The following is a 15,651-nucleotide window of genomic DNA, read 5'->3' as shown; positions in this document are numbered from 1 at the left end:
AATAAACAATGTTCTTCACGATTACCCAAGGCTTCGACAGTTAATAGTTTCAAAATTAAATGACCATGTTGCCCACGATATGGCTCCAAGGTGCTAACCCTTTTACCATAAGCACTATAATCAAAAATCAGTTTTTGTGATGAGCAGCTATGTGTTTTTGCTTGGTCTAACAGGTGTATTGCTAGAGGGTGGGTGATGCGGTAAAGATGCGCATCGCCACTGCGACGTGGCAACTCATAATGCCCGATTGGAATTGAAAAGGAAGATAACTTTTCAGGCAGGCTTTTCAAGGTGAAGCCTTGTTCATCAAATACGGCATGTTCTTTTAATTCACTATAGGTTAAATCCAATAACATGCGCTCATATTTATTTCTTATGGCTTTACTGTCTTCATCTCTTACACGCAATTTTTCATGTACTTTTTCATCAAAATTTTCCAGCAAGGTTTGGCGGGTTTTTACCATTGCCTGATTGATTTCTCCGGAAAGCTCTTGTTGCAATGCGGCAAAACCCGCTTTGATTTCTTCCGGTTGTCGGCAATGGCGATAAATTTCTGCAATGCGCCGTTCAAAATCCACACCTGAACCAATAACCCCTAACACCTCATCACTGGCACCGAATACCCCTTCAAAGAGTTGGAATTTTTCGTTTAACAATTCATATACACGAGCATCGGCTTCGTTATTTCTATCTACAAAATTAACCACCACGACATCATGTTTTTGCCCATATCGATGGCATCTTCCGATACGTTGTTCAATACGTTGCGGGTTCCATGGCAAGTCATAGTTGATAACCAGAGAACAAAATTGCAAATTGATACCTTCGGCTCCCGCTTCAGTGGCAATCATAATTTTGCCTTGCTCTTTAAAATATTCCACTAAAGCTGCACGGGTATCAGCGGTTTTAGAGCCGGTAATACGATCGCTGCCTTCATGCTTCTTCAACCAGTTTTTATAAATGCGCTGGGCACCAGCATCAGAATTACTGCCATTAAACAATACGATTCCTTCATTGTTTTCACCGGCATAAATGGTTTCTGCCAATAATCGTTGTAAATAATCTTGGGTGCGTTTGGATTCGGTAAAAATAATGGCTTTTTGAGCTGCACCTAAACGGTCTAATTCGGTAAAAGCACGCTGTAATGCTGTGAGTAGCGCTTGTCCTTTAGCATCTTGGCGAATGCTTTCGGCCAGCGTTTTGAATTTTTCCAGTTCTTTTATTTCTTCAGTAATAGCGTCATATTCCGGCTGACTAATAACAGCAGGTTGTTCTTCTTCCCATTCTTCGGCTGTTTCTTCCAAAGATTCATAATCATCAAAATCTTGTTTGTTATCTGTAACAACCTCAGACGATTCAAGAGTATTCTTTAAACGATTCGCCATTGTTCCCAATGCACCAGCAATGGCATAACTACTGGATGCCAAAAGTTTCCACAACACAAGAGAGATGAGTTGCCGTTGCCCTTCAGGCAGAGCGTTCAGGCTTGGTCGTCGCAAATAATCTGCAACCAATTTTGATAGTTCTTGTTCTTGCTCAGACGGTGTGAACTCCTGCACAATTGCTTTGCGCGCAGTATAGGAAACATAAGGTTGCACTTGTCGCCGTAAAGTACGTTTACAAACAGGAGCAAGACGTTGTCGAAGATTTTGCAAGGTTTTTTCTGTGGCTTTGGCACCAAATTGCTCTCTGAAACTATCTAAATCACCGAATACACGCTCGTCAATGATACTAACTAAGCCATAGAGCTCCAGCAATGAGTTTTGTAGCGGTGTAGCTGTAAGCAGCACTTTAGAATGAACGGATGCAAAAGCTTCTTTCAAGGTTTTGGCAATAACATTGCCTTTTTTGTACACATTGCGTAGTCGATGGGCTTCATCCAACACGACCAAATCCCAAGCTATATTTTTTATATCTTCTGCTTTTGCCTTAGCAAATTGATAAGAGCAAATAACCGGACCTTCATCATACGCAAAAGGGTTTCGTTTACCTTGTTTACGTAAAGCGTTATAGCTTTTTGCTTCAAGCAGCATTCCTTGCAAACCAAACTTATCTTGGAGTTCTTGATGCCATTGTTTGCGTAAGTTTGCCGGCACTACAATCAATATTTTCCGTTTACGTTCAGCCCATTTTTGCAGAATGACCAAACCGGCTTCGATTGTTTTACCCAACCCCACTTCATCAGCCAAAATTACCCCCTTAGATAGAGGGTTTTGACAAGAAAATAATGCGGCATCCACCTGATGCGGGTTCAAATCTACTTGGGCATCCACTAGAGTACCTGCTAATGACTCAACGCTACCATCGGCCATTTGACGAGTGAGCGTATAGGCAAAATACTGGCTTTGTTGGGGTGTAAGTAGATTTTTTTGCATTATGTTTTTCCTTATTTGTAAGGTAGATACGAAAATTATGCTTTAAGGTTTTTGGCTTGTCAATTATTTTTATTCTAAAAATGATATGTTAAAATTTTTCTAAAAAATCTCATTCTCTAAAACCACGCATCCTCCCAATTCAACCCCGCCTCATCATACAAATCCATATCAATCAAGCTGCAAAACTGCGTACCAAATTTTTCTTGGTTAAGAAATTTTACTTTGCCTGATTTACACAATACTTCTAAAGATTTTTTGGGAATTTGTACGATATACGGGCTCAGTTTACGCAATAATCCGCCAACTTTATCGGCACAGCGTAGCGCTTCAATCAATTGTTGCGCTTCTTTATCAAACGGGATGATGACGGGCAGCATATGTCTGTCAATCATGCGGAATTGTTCTGCGATATCTTGAAAAGGGAAATCAAAACTACGCTGGGCGTTTTGGCATGCGTCGAGTAAGCCGTGTTTATCCAACTCTTTGCCTTTTAATTCATAAACACTGGAGAAGTAATCGGTAATGGCTTCGGGCGCGAGCAGGTCATGATTAAATCGGCGTACGATGTTGTTCATCACATCGGATAAAAAGCCTAATTCGGGCGGAGCACGCCAGCCTTCGGGTTCAAATATCCATACATGGCTATTTTCAGACGGCCTTTTGCCTTCACGGTTACATCGCCCTGCCGCTTGAGCTACCGAATCCAAGCCTGCTTCTGACCGCATGACTAATGGAAAATCGACATCGACGCCGCATTCAATCAATGAAGTGGAAATCACGCGGCATGGTGCATCCATAGCCAATTTTTGCCGTATTTGTTCCAAGACTTGCGAGCGATGTTTAGCACACATCAAGGTGGTAAGATGAAAAACGCCTTCTAAATTGACCGCACTTTCGTATAGGCTTCGTGCATGACGTCGGTTATTGACGATAATCAGCATTTGCGGATGTTGGATTAGCTTATCTAGCAAATCAGTGTCATTTTGTTTGCCGATATGGGTTACGGTGGTTCGGCGTAATTGTTGGAATAGCTCGGCAGGATTTGGCGCAATTTCTCGTACATTGTCAAAACCACGATAAAAACCATGTTGTTGATGAATAGCAGGTTGTGTGGCGGTACACAATAAAATGGAGCAATGGTAATTACGCGCCAATTCTTTAATCGCCTGCATAATTGGGCGTAATAAATTCAGCGGCAGCATTTGCGCTTCGTCTAAAATAATCACGCTGCCGGCAATATTGTGCAGCTTGCGGCAGCGTGAGGAACGGTCGGCGAATAAGGATTCGAAAAATTGTACGGCAGTGGAAACCACTATCGGCATATCCCAATTTTCAGAGGCTAATCGTAGTTTGTCTTTGCTGGATTCGCCTTGGAGTTTGCTGTCGTCAAAAGTGCTGTGATGCTCCAACACGGCAGCTTCGCCCAAATCACCGAATGCTTTGCGAAACTCGGCGGCATTTTGCTCGATAATGCTGGTATAAGGGATAACGTAAATAACGCGCCGCATGCCGTGCTGCAAGGCATGTTCTAAAGCGAATGCCATAGAGCTGAAGGTTTTGCCGCCACCGGTAGGCACGGTTAGGCTGAATAGGCCGGGTTCTTGAGCGGCATTTTTTGTAGCTGAATCGAGAATTTTGCTACGCAAAAGATTTAAGACGGCATTGCGTTTTTGTTCTTCTGTTTCCTGCGGTTTCTCAGCAATATGCCGTCTGAAATCGTTAATAAACTGTTTGAAACGCTGTTGTAATGCTGCTAAATCGAGATAATCACCGCGTAATACGGTTTCATTTTCCAGCTTGCTATAAAACGCTTCGGTATCCAGAAAATCGGCATCAACCAAACAGGAATAAAGCATGCGCGTAAAAAAGGCAATGGAAAATCCGGAAAAATCTTTATCAAGGTTAAACCCAAGCAAAGTCGGTATTTTTTCAGGCAGCTGTATTTCCTGCCGCCAAATTTCATCCAGCTGGGGAATATCACTGCCAAATTGCAGAGATAGGCGCTCTTTTAAAGTGCTGCGATTTTTGCCTTCTTTACTACCGTTTGCCAATCCGGCATGATGCCCTGCAATGCAAAACGCCATCAGCTTACCGATGTTGCCTTGCTTACCCCATAGCTCAAAAGCAATCTTTGCGCCGGCTGTTGAATGATCTGCAGGCAGCATACCGCCATGCAAGCGCCGCTTAAATGCTTCGGAATATTTGCCTAAATCATGCAATTGCCCCGTATAGCGGGCAATGTCGGCCGCTCCGAAAATACGGGCAAATTCAGCCGCCATCTTGCCAACGTTATCAGCATGGCTTTGCATGGTTTGCCATTGGGAATAAGGAAGATGATTGCCATCTTTATCCTTGGCGGAGTGGGCATAGTAGATTTTATGGTTATCAGTGGGCATAAACGTTCCTTGAACATGCCATTTCATTTATTTATTAAATAAAAACTGATAGTGTTCAAAACAAAACCCTGCAAAACCATTTTGCCGATATCCGGTTCATGGTTTTGCAGGGTTTTGAAGGCATGTGTATACAGCCCGCAATCAAATAGGCATATCTTAAATAATCGTTCCCTTTTCATTTTGCTACCCCGTAGACTATTTTTTTAATATTGATTATGTATTAATTATATATTCCTTAAAAATAAGTTTCAATATCAATAGTAACCAGCTTTTATTCTTTTCAGACAGGCATTAGTGTTATTTTTCCAAACCTTCTAAAATTGTGCACTGCGGGCAATCATCGCCTTTGCAAACATCATGCCACTGTCTGAGTTTCTCTACCATATTTTGCAAGGTTTGAATCTGCTTTTCCAATTCGTCAATATGGCGTGCAGTAATGGTTTTTACTGCTCTGCTGCTTCGTTTCGGACTATCATTCAGCTTCAATAACTCGGCAATTTGCTGCAATGAAAATCCAACATCTCGGGCATGGCGGATAAATTTCAAACGTTTCAAATCATTTTCTTGATATGCGCGATAGCCGCCCTCTGTACGCCGAGCAGCTGTCAATAAACCGTATTTTTCATAATCTCGGATTTGTTTGGCCGACAAACCGGTTTGGCGTGCGGCTTCGCTGATATTCATCATTTGACCTTAACTTCGGGTAAAGGTTTATAGTAGCGTGTATCGGTATTTTGAACAAATCCGTTTCAGCCTATTTAACGAAAGGAAAAGCATGGAAACTGTCAACATTCATATCGAAGGCATGACTTGCGGCGGCTGCGTGAAAAGCGTTGCTCAGGTTTTGACGCAGTTGGAAGGCGTCGACAAAGTTGAGGTCAGCCTCGAAAACGCCAATGCAACCGTATCGTTTAATGCGGCCAAAATAGGCATTTCTGCCTTAATCGAAGCCATTGAAGACGCGGGTTTTGATGCTTCCGCATAAGGAGCCTAAAAATGCAGCAAAAGGCCCGCTTTCAGATTAACGGCATGACATGCCAAGCCTGCGCCAGCCGTATTGAGAAGGTGTTGAATAAAAAAGCATTCGTTTCAGAAGCCGGAGTGAATTTTGCTGGCGAAGAAGCGCAGATTGTTTATGATGACAACCTTACAAGCATTGAAGAGCTGGTAAAAATCATTGAAAAAACCGGTTTTCAGGCAAGCTTAAAAACCAACGAGCAGCCACCGGAGCAAGCCGCGGCTGCGCAGCCTATTCCTTGGCGTTTGTGCCTGCTACTGGCTATCAACCTGCCCTTTCTAATCGGTATGCTGGGAATGATGGCAAACCGCCATGATTGGATGCTGCCTCCATTATGGCAATTTGCCCTTGCCAGTATCGTGCAATTTTGGCTGGCATTGCCTTTTTACAAAAGCGCATGGGCGAGTATTCGCGGCGGGCTGGCCAATATGGATGTGCTGGTTACACTTGGCACGACGGCTATCTATCTTTATTCGGCGTTTATGCTTTTTTTCATGCAAAACGGCAATCACAGCCACGTTTATTTTGAAGCAAGCGTGATGGTTATCGGCTTTGTCAGCCTTGGTAAATTTCTGGAGCATCGGGCCAAAAAGTCCAGCCTCAACAGCCTCGGGCTATTGCTGAAACTCACGCCCCGCCAAGTAAATGTGGAACGCAACGGACAATGGCAAACCATCTCGCTTGATCAAGTACGGATAAACGATTTAATCCGTGCCAATCACGGCGAGCGCATTGCGGCAGACGGTATCGTTGAGCGAGGAAACGGCTGGGCAGACGAAAGCCATTTAACCGGCGAATCGAATCCTTCGGCCAAAAGCGCAGGCAGCGCGGTGTTGGCCGGCGCGCTGATAACCGACGGCAGCATTATTTATCGTGCGCAACAGCTCGGCAGCCAAACCTTGCTCGGCGATATGATGGCGGCGCTTTCCGAAGCGCAAGGCAGCAAAGCGCCGATTGCCCGCATTGCCGATAAAGTGGCCGCCGTATTCGTGCCGGCCGTTATTGCCATCTCGCTCATCACCTTTGCTCTTACCTTTCTTATTTCGCACGACTGGATAACCTCGATGATGCACGCGGTGGCCGTACTGGTAATTGCCTGCCCGTGCGCCCTCGGTTTGGCTACGCCGGCAGCGATTATGGTTGGCATGGGCAAAGCCGTTCGGCACGGCATCTGGTTTAAAGACGCCGCATCAATGGAAGCCGCCGCACACGTCAATACCGTTGTGCTGGATAAGACGGGCACGCTGACCGAAGGCTGCCCGAGCATCACTGCGGTGTTATGCCTGTCTGAAAACACCGAAAACGAACTCTACCGGCTGGCCGCTGCGGTTGAGCAAAACGCCGCCCACCCGCTTGCCCGCGCGATTGTTCAGGCAGCCGAAGCGCGCGGTATCGTGCTGCCCGGCGCTCACAACATACGCAGCGAAGCCGGAGCAGGTATTGCCGCCGATATCGACGGCATTGGCGAGGTTAAGGTCGGCAAACCCGATTATTGCGGCCTGACTCTACCGAAGCAGCATGATGCCGTATGGCAAATTGCCAGCGTTGTGGCCGTGGCCGTAAACAACCGCCCCATCGGTGCGTTCGCACTGGCAGACGGGCTTAAAACCGACAGCAAAAAAGCCATCGGCCGCCTTCATGCCAGTGGAATCGACGCTTGCATCATGAGCGGCGACAACCCAAACACGGTGGAATATATCGCAGCCCAACTGGGTATCGCCCGTGCTTCTGGCAACATGAGCCCGCGCGATAAAGCCGCCGCCATACAGCAGTTTAAAGCCGAAGGCAAAACCGTTGCCATGGTGGGCGACGGCATCAATGATGCGCCGGCTCTTGCCGCCGCCGATGTGAGTTTCGCCATGCAAGGCGGCACCGACGTTGCAGAACATACCGCTTCCGCAACGCTGATGCGGCACTCCGTCAACCAACTGGCCGACGCGCTTTTCATTTCCCGAGCCACTTTAAAAAACATCAAACAGAATCTGTTTTTCGCCTTTATCTACAACATCATCAGTATCCCGCTTGCCGCCTTCGGCTATCTCAGCCCGGTTATTGCGGGCGCCGCCATGGCATTGAGTTCGATTTCAGTGCTCCTCAACGCCCTTCGATTAAAACGGGTAAAAATCGAATAAGCGCCCATGCCTGTCTGAAAACTTGAATATGACTTTAACCTTTTCAGACAGGCATTTTCTTTACATATTCTTTACCAATCCCTAATTTTCAGCCAAATCTCTGCCTTCATAATGGTTCCCATCGAAAAGCGGCTGTGCCGCCATTCATTCGACATCTGAACATTTATCGATTCATCAATAAAAAGGAAACATTATGAAAAAATGGCTGCTTACTTCAACTCTGATTGCACTTTCTACAAGCGCTTTTGCCGGTGACGACCGTATCGAGCAAAAAATCTATCAAGATCCGGCCTTTGAGCAAAACCGTGCCAAAGCAGTCAAACTGCTCGAATCGCGCGGTTATCGGATAACGGATATTGAAGCCGACGATTACATGGGCAAGCCGGCCTTCGACGTGGAAGCCTACAAAGGCCGTGATGAATACGACATCAAACTTTCTTACCCCGATCTGCGCATACTGAAAGAAAAACTGGATCGTTAACCGATTCCTTCATCCAAAAACAATGCCTGTCTGAACCTATTTTCAGACAGGCATTATGGTATTCACAAGACATAGCCAACTAAGATAAATTCGACCGCATTCAAACAGACGGCGTAATCACTCTGGCCAACAAAGCCTTATCTTTTCCCTGCATATGCGGAATTTTTACCTGAATCCCGTTACCCGGGGCAACATCTATCGCAGATCCTTTGCGCGTCATGGCTTCAAGCACCACGGTGCGGTTGCCTTGAGGATGGATGATTTCAATCGTATCGCCTACGGCAAAACGGTTTTTCACTTCCACCGTTGCCCAACCTTCGTTATCAATATCAATAACTTGGCCGACATATTGGCTCTGTTTAGCCAAAGAATGACCGCTGAGATAATTCTGATATTCCTGCGTCTGGTGCCGCTCCAGAAAACCGGAAGTATAACCGCGGTTGGCCAAACCCTCGAGCTCGGCCAGCAGGCTGTAATCAAAAGGCCTGCCCGCCACCGCATCGTCAATCGCCTTACGGTAGGTTTGAGCAACACGGGCAACATAATAAATCGACTTGGTTCGCCCTTCCACCTTCAAACTGTCAACACCGATTTCGGCCAGCTTGGCTATCTGCTCGACCGCGCGCAAATCTTTCGAGTTCATAATATAAGTGCCGTGCTCGTCTTCCATCACCGGCATGAGTTCGCCCGGGCGATTCGCTTCCTCAATCAGAAAAACCTTATTGGCTTCAGGATGGCGCTGTTGACCGTTTATGCCTTCAAAAGCAGCATCCGCTTCTTGCTGCGCACTATTGAAATTAAAGCCCTGCAACAATTTGGCGTCGCCCGCTTCATCGGTTTCGGAGCCGTGCACTTTATAATCCCAACGGCAAGCGTTGGTACAAGTGCCTTGGTTAGGATCGCGATGATTAAAATAACCTGATAACAAGCATCGGCCGGAATAAGCAATGCATAACGCACCGTGCACGAATACTTCCAATTCGATATCGGGGCATTCTTGGCGGATTTCGGCAATTTCCTCCATGCTCAGTTCGCGCGAAAGAATGATGCGCTCCACCCCGATTTTCTGCCAAAATTGCACGCCCCAATAATTAGTGGTATTCGCCTGAACCGAAAGGTGTATCGGCACATGGGGCCATTTTTCACGCACCTGCATAATCAGGCCCGGATCGGCCATAATCAGCGCATCCGGCTTCATCGCAATGAGCGGCTCCATATCGGCAAGAAACGTTTTCAATTTGGAATTGTGCGGCAAGGTGTTTACCGTTAGAAAAAATTTCTTACCGCGCTCGTGTGCTTCGCTGATGCCTTGCGCCAACACAGGCAGCTTAGCAAACTCATTATTACGGGCGCGCAAAGAATAACGCGGGCTGCCGGCATACACAGCGTCGGCGCCGTAATCATAAGCGGCGCGCATCCGTTCTAGGCCGCCGGCGGGAAGCAAAAGTTCTGGTGATTTCATATTCATGCTTTGTATCGAAAAAAGCCGGTCGAACAAATCTTAGGCTAATCCGATTTATTGATAAAGGTTATCCGAGCCTGAAATTCAAACTCATCAGGCCCAAACAACAGAAAAACTCGTTACATCACTAAAGATTTATAAAGATAGTGATGCCTGTCTGAAATAAAGCAAGCGCATAAATTACCGTGCAGCTGATTTTCAGACAGGCATTAAAACGCATCCGTCGTCTTAGGCGGATTCTTCGCTATTTTTCCGCCACAACACCAATAATTTACCGATATGTTGCACGAGCTGCGCATCCACCGCGCTGCACAATGCTTCGCAGGCCGCTAAACGCTCTTGACGATCGTCGCCCAAAACACGCACTTTGATTAATTCATGCGCAGTCAATGCGGTGTCGGTTTCGCGAATAACCGATTCGGTCAGGCCGTGCTGGCCAATCATGACGACCGGCGCCAAATGATGCGCACGTGCTTTGAGCTCAAGGATTTCGCGGGTAGTTAATTTCTCAGACATAATTTAACGTATCGATAAGGCTTAAATTTATTAAGTAAGGCGGTTATTTTACGCCAGTTTGCATGAAAAATCACATATAATACATAGTTTGTTTTACCAAAAAGAAAGTTGCCGATGGCGGTGCGTTCCAAATCCTCCAAAGCATGGCTGAACGAACATGTAAACGACCATTATGTGCATCAAGCGCAAAAAGACGGCTACCGCGCCCGTGCGGCCTATAAATTGCTGGAAATCAACGAAAAAGACAAACTCATCAAAACGGGCACCATATTGGCCGATTTAGGCAGCGCCCCGGGAAGCTGGTCGCAAGTGGCGGCTAAATTAGTTGGAAAAAACGGCGCCATCTTTGCACTTGATATCCTACCGATGACATCAATTGAAGGTGTTTCCTTCATTCAAGGAGACTTTCGCGAAGACAGCGTATTGAACGAATTCGAAGCTTTACTCGGAAAACGGCCGCTGGATCTTGTAATTTGCGATATGGCACCCAATATGAGCGGCAACTCAGTAACGGATCAAGCCCGAAGCTATGATTTATGCGAGCTGGCGTTAGACTTCGCCCGCAATCATCTGAAAACGGGCGGCAATTTTTTAGTAAAAGTCTTTCAAGGCGCCGGTTATCAAGAGTATCTCACCCAAATGCGCGAAGCATTCCAAAGCGTACAAATCCGCAAGCCGGAGGCTTCTCGCAATCGCTCCAGTGAGATTTATCTATTGGGAAAAAATAAACGCTGACAATGCACTTTGTCTGAATTACAATCCGTTTTTGTTTAATTTTTAATACGATGGGAGCCTGTTTCTGTGGGAAGCACCATGAAAAGTTTGTTGGTATGGGTCGCATTGGCAATCGGTTTGATGTTTGCCTTTAACGCTGTTGTCGACAAACAGGAAAACAAAAAAGAAATTTCGTATTCACAGTTTATCGACCAGGTTAACAAAGGCGAAGTTGCCAGTGTTAACTTCGAAGGTTCGGTATTCTCAGGCTACCTGATCAAAGGCGAGCGCAACGACAAAACCCTTTTTGCCACCAACGCCCCTTTGGATGACAATCTGGTTAAAACACTGCTGGACAAGAAAGTAGCGCTGAAAGTTACACCGGAAGAAAAACCGAGCATTTTCACCAGCCTGCTACTGAACATGCTGCCGATTTTGCTGTTAATCGGCGTATGGATTTACTTCATGCGCATGCAAACGGGCGGCGGTGGTAAAGGCGGTGCATTTTCTTTCGGCAAAAGCCGGGCCAAGCTGCTGGATAAAGATGCCAACAAAGTTACTTTTGCCGATGTAGCCGGCTGCGATGAAGCCAAAGAAGAAGTACAAGAAATCGTAGATTATCTAAAAGCACCCAACCGCTATCAAAACTTAGGCGGCCGCGTGCCACGCGGTATCCTGCTTGCTGGCAGCCCCGGTACGGGTAAAACCTTGCTGGCGAAAGCCATCGCCGGTGAAGCGGGCGTGCCGTTTTTCAGCATTTCCGGTTCGGATTTCGTAGAGATGTTTGTCGGCGTCGGCGCCAGCCGCGTACGCGATATGTTTGAACAAGCTAAGAAAAACGCACCTTGCATCATTTTTATCGACGAAATCGATGCCGTAGGCCGTCAACGCGGCGCAGGTTTGGGCGGCGGAAATGACGAGCGCGAGCAGACATTAAACCAATTGCTGGTGGAAATGGACGGCTTCGAAAGCAATCAAACCGTGATTGTGATTGCCGCCACCAACCGCCCCGACGTACTTGATCCGGCTCTGCAACGTCCGGGCCGCTTCGACCGGCAGGTTGTAGTGCCCTTGCCGGATATCCGCGGTCGTGAGCATATTTTGAAAGTTCATGCTAAAAAAGTACCTTTAGACGCTTCCGTAGATTTGGTTTCTTTAGCACGCGGCACGCCGGGCTTCTCCGGCGCCGACTTGGCCAACTTGGTTAACGAAGCCGCATTGTTTGCCGGCCGCCGCAACAAATCCAAAGTTGACCAAAGTGATTTTGAAGATGCCAAAGACAAAATCTACATGGGTCCGGAACGCCGCAGCATGGTTATGCACGAAGACGAAAAACGGGCAACCGCCTATCATGAATCCGGTCATGCGATTGTAGCGGAAAGCCTGCCGTTTACCGATCCCGTGCACAAAGTGACCATTATGCCGCGCGGCCGTGCACTCGGTCTGACCTGGCAGCTGCCGGAACGCGACCGTATCAGCATGTATCAGGATCAGATGCTCAGCCAGATTTCCATCTTGTATGGTGGCCGCATTGCCGAAGACATCTTCGTTGGTCGCATTTCTACCGGCGCATCCAACGATTTCGAGCGCGCAACCCAGATTGCCCGCGAAATGGTTACCCGTTTTGGTATGAGTGAGAAAATGGGGCAAATGGTATACGCCGAAAATGAAGGTGAAGTATTTCTCGGCCGCAGCGTTACCCGTTCGCAGCATATTTCCGAAAAAACCCAGCAAGAAGTGGACGCTGAAATCCGCCGCATTCTGGATGAGCAATATGCCGTGGCTTACAAAATCTTGGATGAAAACCGCGACAAAATGGAAACCATGTGCAAGGCTTTGATGGAATGGGAAACCATCGATCGCGATCAAGTGCTGGAAATTATGGAAGGCAAGCAACCGAGCCCGCCTAAAGATTACAGTCACAATGTTATTAAAGACGGAACGGAAACAGCAGAAACCACTCCTGCCGACACATCGAAAAACTCTTCGGATACAGAAAAAGAAACCTCGGAAACCCTTACCTATTCCGACGTAATCAAAAACGAAGAGCCAAACAGCGATAAATCCTAATAAAATGCCTGTCTGAACATTTCAGACAGGCATTTATCTGTTTACTTCAAACTTATCGCTTATCATCTGTTTATTTCGAATTACACAAGCAAATCTTATGACTTACCAATGGCAAGCAGGCCGTTTTCAAATCGATCTGGCCACACCGAAAATCATGGGCATCGTCAACCTGACGCCCGATTCTTTTTCTGACGGCGGCAACTATTCACAAAACATCCATACCGCTTTACAGCATGCCGAAAAGTTACGACAAGAAGGCGCCGATATTCTAGACATCGGTGGCGAATCCACCCGCCCGGGTTCCGCTTATGTTTCGCCGGAAGAAGAATGGAATCGCATAGCGCCGGTGCTTGAAAAACTGATTACATGGAATATCCCGATCAGCCTGGATACCCGCCGCACCTCTATCATGCAACGTGCATTGGAAGCCGGTTTGGCAGACATCATCAATGATGTTCAAGCATTGGAAGACGAAGGTGCAACGGCTTTACTGGCTCGCTTTCCAAAGACCGGCATCTGTTTAATGCATATGCAAGGCCTGCCTGAAACCATGCAGGAAAACCCACAATATCAAGACGTGGTAGCAGAAGTCGGCAAATATTTGCAATCAAGAATAGCCGCATGCACCGCAGCGGGCATCACTCGCGAACGCATCGTATTAGACCCCGGATTTGGTTTCGGTAAAACATTAACCCATAATATTTTACTGATGCGGCATTTGGATGAACTCATCAACACATGCGCTCTACCCCTGCTCATCGGCGTTTCCCGAAAGCGTATGATTGGCGAGCTCACCGGAGAAACCGAGCCCAAAGCGCGCGTAGTCGGCAGCGTTACCGCCGCACTTGCCGGAGTGGCACGAGGCGCAAAAATCATCCGCGTGCATGATGTCAAAGCAACGGTAGATGCGCTAAAAGTCTGGAACACGCTTGGCTAAGAAACAATATCAACTGACCGTCTGTAAGCAATATCAGCCTGTAAAGCCTGTCTGAAAAATTCAGACAAGATTATGTGCGATAATTTCTATTTTTATTAACTCGACAGGCAATATGTTTTGTCGGGCAATCAAACATTCGTTTATTAATTTGGAGTGTCTTTCAAGATGGCTAAAAAATATTTCGGCACCGACGGCGTACGTGGTGAAGTCGGTCAGTTTCCGATTACCCCTGATTTTGTCTTAAAACTCGGCTATGCCGCCGGTCAGGTTTTAGTTCAGCATGACAACGAACAAAAACCTACCGTCATCATCGGCAAAGACACCCGCATTTCAGGCTACATGCTGGAAGCAGCATTGGTTGCCGGCTTTACCGCTGCCGGTGTAAACGTCATTCAGACAGGCCCCTTGCCGACTCCCGGAGTGGCCTATCTAACCCGCGCGCTGCGCTTGGCTGCCGGCGTAATGATTTCCGCCTCGCATAACGTTTATTCCGACAACGGCATCAAATTCTTTGCCGAAGGCGGTGTGAAGCTGAGCGACGAAATCGAGCTGGAAATCGAAGCGAAATTAGACGAAGAAATGAAAACCATGCCGTCCGACCGTTTAGGCCGCGCCCGCCGCATTAACGGTGCAGACGATCGTTACATCGAATTTTGCAAATCAACCTTCCCCAGCCATCTGGACTTGCGCGGTCTTAAATTAGTGGTCGACACGGCCAACGGTGCCGGCTACCACGTTGCCCCGAAAGTATTCCATGAATTGGGGGCCAAAGTCGTAACCATCGGCGACGAACCCGACGGTTACAACATCAATCAGAAATGCGGCGCCACTCATACCAAAGCTTTGCAGGCCGCCGTATTGCAAAATGATGCCGACTACGGCGTCGCACTGGACGGTGACGGCGACCGGCTGATGATGGTGGATAAAAACGGCAAAGTATACGATGGCGACAGCCTGATTTACGTCATCGCCAAAGCCCGTGCCAAAGAAGGCCTGAACATCGGCGGTGTGGTTGGCACCGTCATGACCAACATGGCAATGGAATTAGCCTTGAAAGAGCAAGGCGTTGCGTTTGCCCGAGCCAAAGTGGGTGACCGTTATGTATTGGAACAGCTCCACCAACGCGGCTGGTTGCTTGGCGGCGAAGCCTCAGGTCATATTCTGTGCATGGACAAACACAATACCGGCGACGGCATCATTTCCGCCCTGCAAGTTTTGGCCGCCATCCGCACGCTCAAACAAGATTTGGCCACCGCTCTCGACTGGCAGCCCTACCCGCAAACCATGATTAACGTGCGCATTCAAAAAGGCCAAGATTGGCAAAGCGTATCGAAAGAAGTATTGGCCGAAGTGGAAAAAGAGTTGGAAGGCAAAGGCCGCGTCGTGTTGCGAGCGTCGGGAACCGAACCGGTCGTGCGCGTAATGGTAGAAGCCAAACAGTCCGACTGGGCACAGTCCGGAGCGGAACGGATTGCCGCAGCAATTCAGAATCCTCCGGCAAAATCGAAAAAATAATCTCCTGCCAAGCGAAAAAACAAGCCCCTGTCTGT

General features: G+C 47.4%; 12 protein-coding genes. 7 read left to right on the top strand and 5 right to left on the bottom strand.

The genetic code is table 11. The features are described from left to right. The 3 genes from Q4A84_RS08140 to cueR form a co-directional block, all read right to left on the bottom strand. The coding region (locus Q4A84_RS08140; protein WP_303088431.1) for an SNF2-related protein at window positions 1-2,375 on the bottom strand (2,375 nt) is incomplete at its 3' end. Between the two features lie 116 nt (window positions 2,376-2,491). Continuing rightward, window positions 2,492-4,771, bottom strand: coding sequence for a CRISPR-associated helicase Cas3' (cas3, locus tag Q4A84_RS08135; protein WP_303088430.1), 2,280 nt, complete (start codon window positions 4,769-4,771; stop codon window positions 2,492-2,494). 297 nt (window positions 4,772-5,068) lie between these two features. Then, the gene (gene cueR, locus Q4A84_RS08130) at window positions 5,069-5,458 is read right to left on the bottom strand and encodes a Cu(I)-responsive transcriptional regulator (protein WP_303088429.1); all 390 of its coding nucleotides are present in this window, start codon (window positions 5,456-5,458) and stop codon (window positions 5,069-5,071) included. 88 nt (window positions 5,459-5,546) lie between these two features. Here cueR and Q4A84_RS08125 point away from each other — a divergent pair, with 88 nt between their 5' ends. From Q4A84_RS08125 to Q4A84_RS08115, 3 genes are all read left to right on the top strand, one after another. Beyond that, window positions 5,547-5,756, top strand: a complete 210-nt coding sequence (locus tag Q4A84_RS08125; protein WP_303088428.1) for a heavy-metal-associated domain-containing protein — start codon at window positions 5,547-5,549, stop codon at window positions 5,754-5,756. 11 nt (window positions 5,757-5,767) lie between these two features. Beyond that, window positions 5,768-7,921, top strand: a complete 2,154-nt coding sequence (locus tag Q4A84_RS08120; RefSeq protein WP_303088427.1) for a cation-translocating P-type ATPase — start codon at window positions 5,768-5,770, stop codon at window positions 7,919-7,921. Window positions 7,922-8,114: 193 nt separating this feature from the next. Then, on the top strand, window positions 8,115-8,402 hold the full coding sequence (locus Q4A84_RS08115) for a PepSY domain-containing protein (protein WP_303088426.1): 288 nt from the start codon (window positions 8,115-8,117) through the stop codon (window positions 8,400-8,402). 100 nt (window positions 8,403-8,502) lie between these two features. Here the strand turns inward: Q4A84_RS08115 and yegQ are convergent, their stop codons facing one another. Continuing rightward, window positions 8,503-9,864, bottom strand: coding sequence for a tRNA 5-hydroxyuridine modification protein YegQ (gene yegQ, locus Q4A84_RS08110; RefSeq protein ID WP_303088425.1), 1,362 nt, complete (start codon window positions 9,862-9,864; stop codon window positions 8,503-8,505). 228 nt (window positions 9,865-10,092) lie between these two features. Next, entirely contained in the window at window positions 10,093-10,383 is a 291-nt protein-coding gene (yhbY, locus tag Q4A84_RS08105) for a ribosome assembly RNA-binding protein YhbY (protein ID WP_303088435.1), read from the bottom strand. A 111-nt stretch (window positions 10,384-10,494) separates the two neighbouring features. On the opposite strand from yhbY, the gene Q4A84_RS08100 reads away from it, so the two are divergent. The 4 genes from Q4A84_RS08100 to glmM all read left to right on the top strand — a co-directional run bounded on the left by Q4A84_RS08100 (window position 10,495) and on the right by glmM (window position 15,616). Then, window positions 10,495-11,115: an RlmE family RNA methyltransferase gene (locus Q4A84_RS08100; protein ID WP_303088424.1), complete on the top strand. Its 621-nt coding sequence runs from the start codon at window positions 10,495-10,497 to the stop codon at window positions 11,113-11,115. 66 nt (window positions 11,116-11,181) lie between these two features. After that, on the top strand, window positions 11,182-13,164 hold the full coding sequence (gene ftsH, locus Q4A84_RS08095) for an ATP-dependent zinc metalloprotease FtsH (protein WP_368389569.1): 1,983 nt from the start codon (window positions 11,182-11,184) through the stop codon (window positions 13,162-13,164). Between the two features lie 97 nt (window positions 13,165-13,261). Continuing rightward, complete coding sequence (gene folP / locus Q4A84_RS08090; RefSeq protein WP_303088423.1) at window positions 13,262-14,101, top strand: dihydropteroate synthase; 840 nt, start codon at window positions 13,262-13,264, stop codon at window positions 14,099-14,101. A 165-nt stretch (window positions 14,102-14,266) separates the two neighbouring features. Further along, window positions 14,267-15,616 (top strand): phosphoglucosamine mutase, encoded by a 1,350-nt coding sequence (gene glmM, locus Q4A84_RS08085; RefSeq protein WP_303088422.1) that lies wholly within the window; start codon window positions 14,267-14,269, stop codon window positions 15,614-15,616. Window positions 15,617-15,651: the final 35 nt, after the last annotated feature.

Origin of the sequence: Neisseria sp., from assembly GCF_030527965.1 — a bacterium.
Taxonomy (GTDB): Bacteria; Pseudomonadota; Gammaproteobacteria; order Burkholderiales; family Neisseriaceae; genus Neisseria.
This window is presented reverse-complemented; position numbering and strand designations above follow the sequence as displayed.

What these genes read in the sequence shown, in the direction of transcription:
- Q4A84_RS08125 (WP_303088428.1), top strand. Translation starts at nt 5,547, where the DNA reads ATGGAAACTGTCAACATTCATATCGAAGGCATGACTTGCGGCGGCTGC.
- glmM (WP_303088422.1), top strand. Translation starts at nt 14,267, where the DNA reads ATGGCTAAAAAATATTTCGGCACCGACGGCGTACGTGGTGAAGTCGGT.
- folP (WP_303088423.1), top strand. Translation starts at nt 13,262, where the DNA reads ATGACTTACCAATGGCAAGCAGGCCGTTTTCAAATCGATCTGGCCACA.
- cueR (WP_303088429.1), bottom strand. Translation starts at nt 5,458, where the DNA reads ATGATGAATATCAGCGAAGCCGCACGCCAAACCGGTTTGTCGGCCAAA.
- Q4A84_RS08120 (WP_303088427.1), top strand. Translation starts at nt 5,768, where the DNA reads ATGCAGCAAAAGGCCCGCTTTCAGATTAACGGCATGACATGCCAAGCC.
- Q4A84_RS08100 (WP_303088424.1), top strand. Translation starts at nt 10,495, where the DNA reads ATGGCGGTGCGTTCCAAATCCTCCAAAGCATGGCTGAACGAACATGTA.
- cas3 (WP_303088430.1), bottom strand. Translation starts at nt 4,771, where the DNA reads ATGCCCACTGATAACCATAAAATCTACTATGCCCACTCCGCCAAGGAT.
- Q4A84_RS08115 (WP_303088426.1), top strand. Translation starts at nt 8,115, where the DNA reads ATGAAAAAATGGCTGCTTACTTCAACTCTGATTGCACTTTCTACAAGC.
- yegQ (WP_303088425.1), bottom strand. Translation starts at nt 9,864, where the DNA reads ATGAAATCACCAGAACTTTTGCTTCCCGCCGGCGGCCTAGAACGGATG.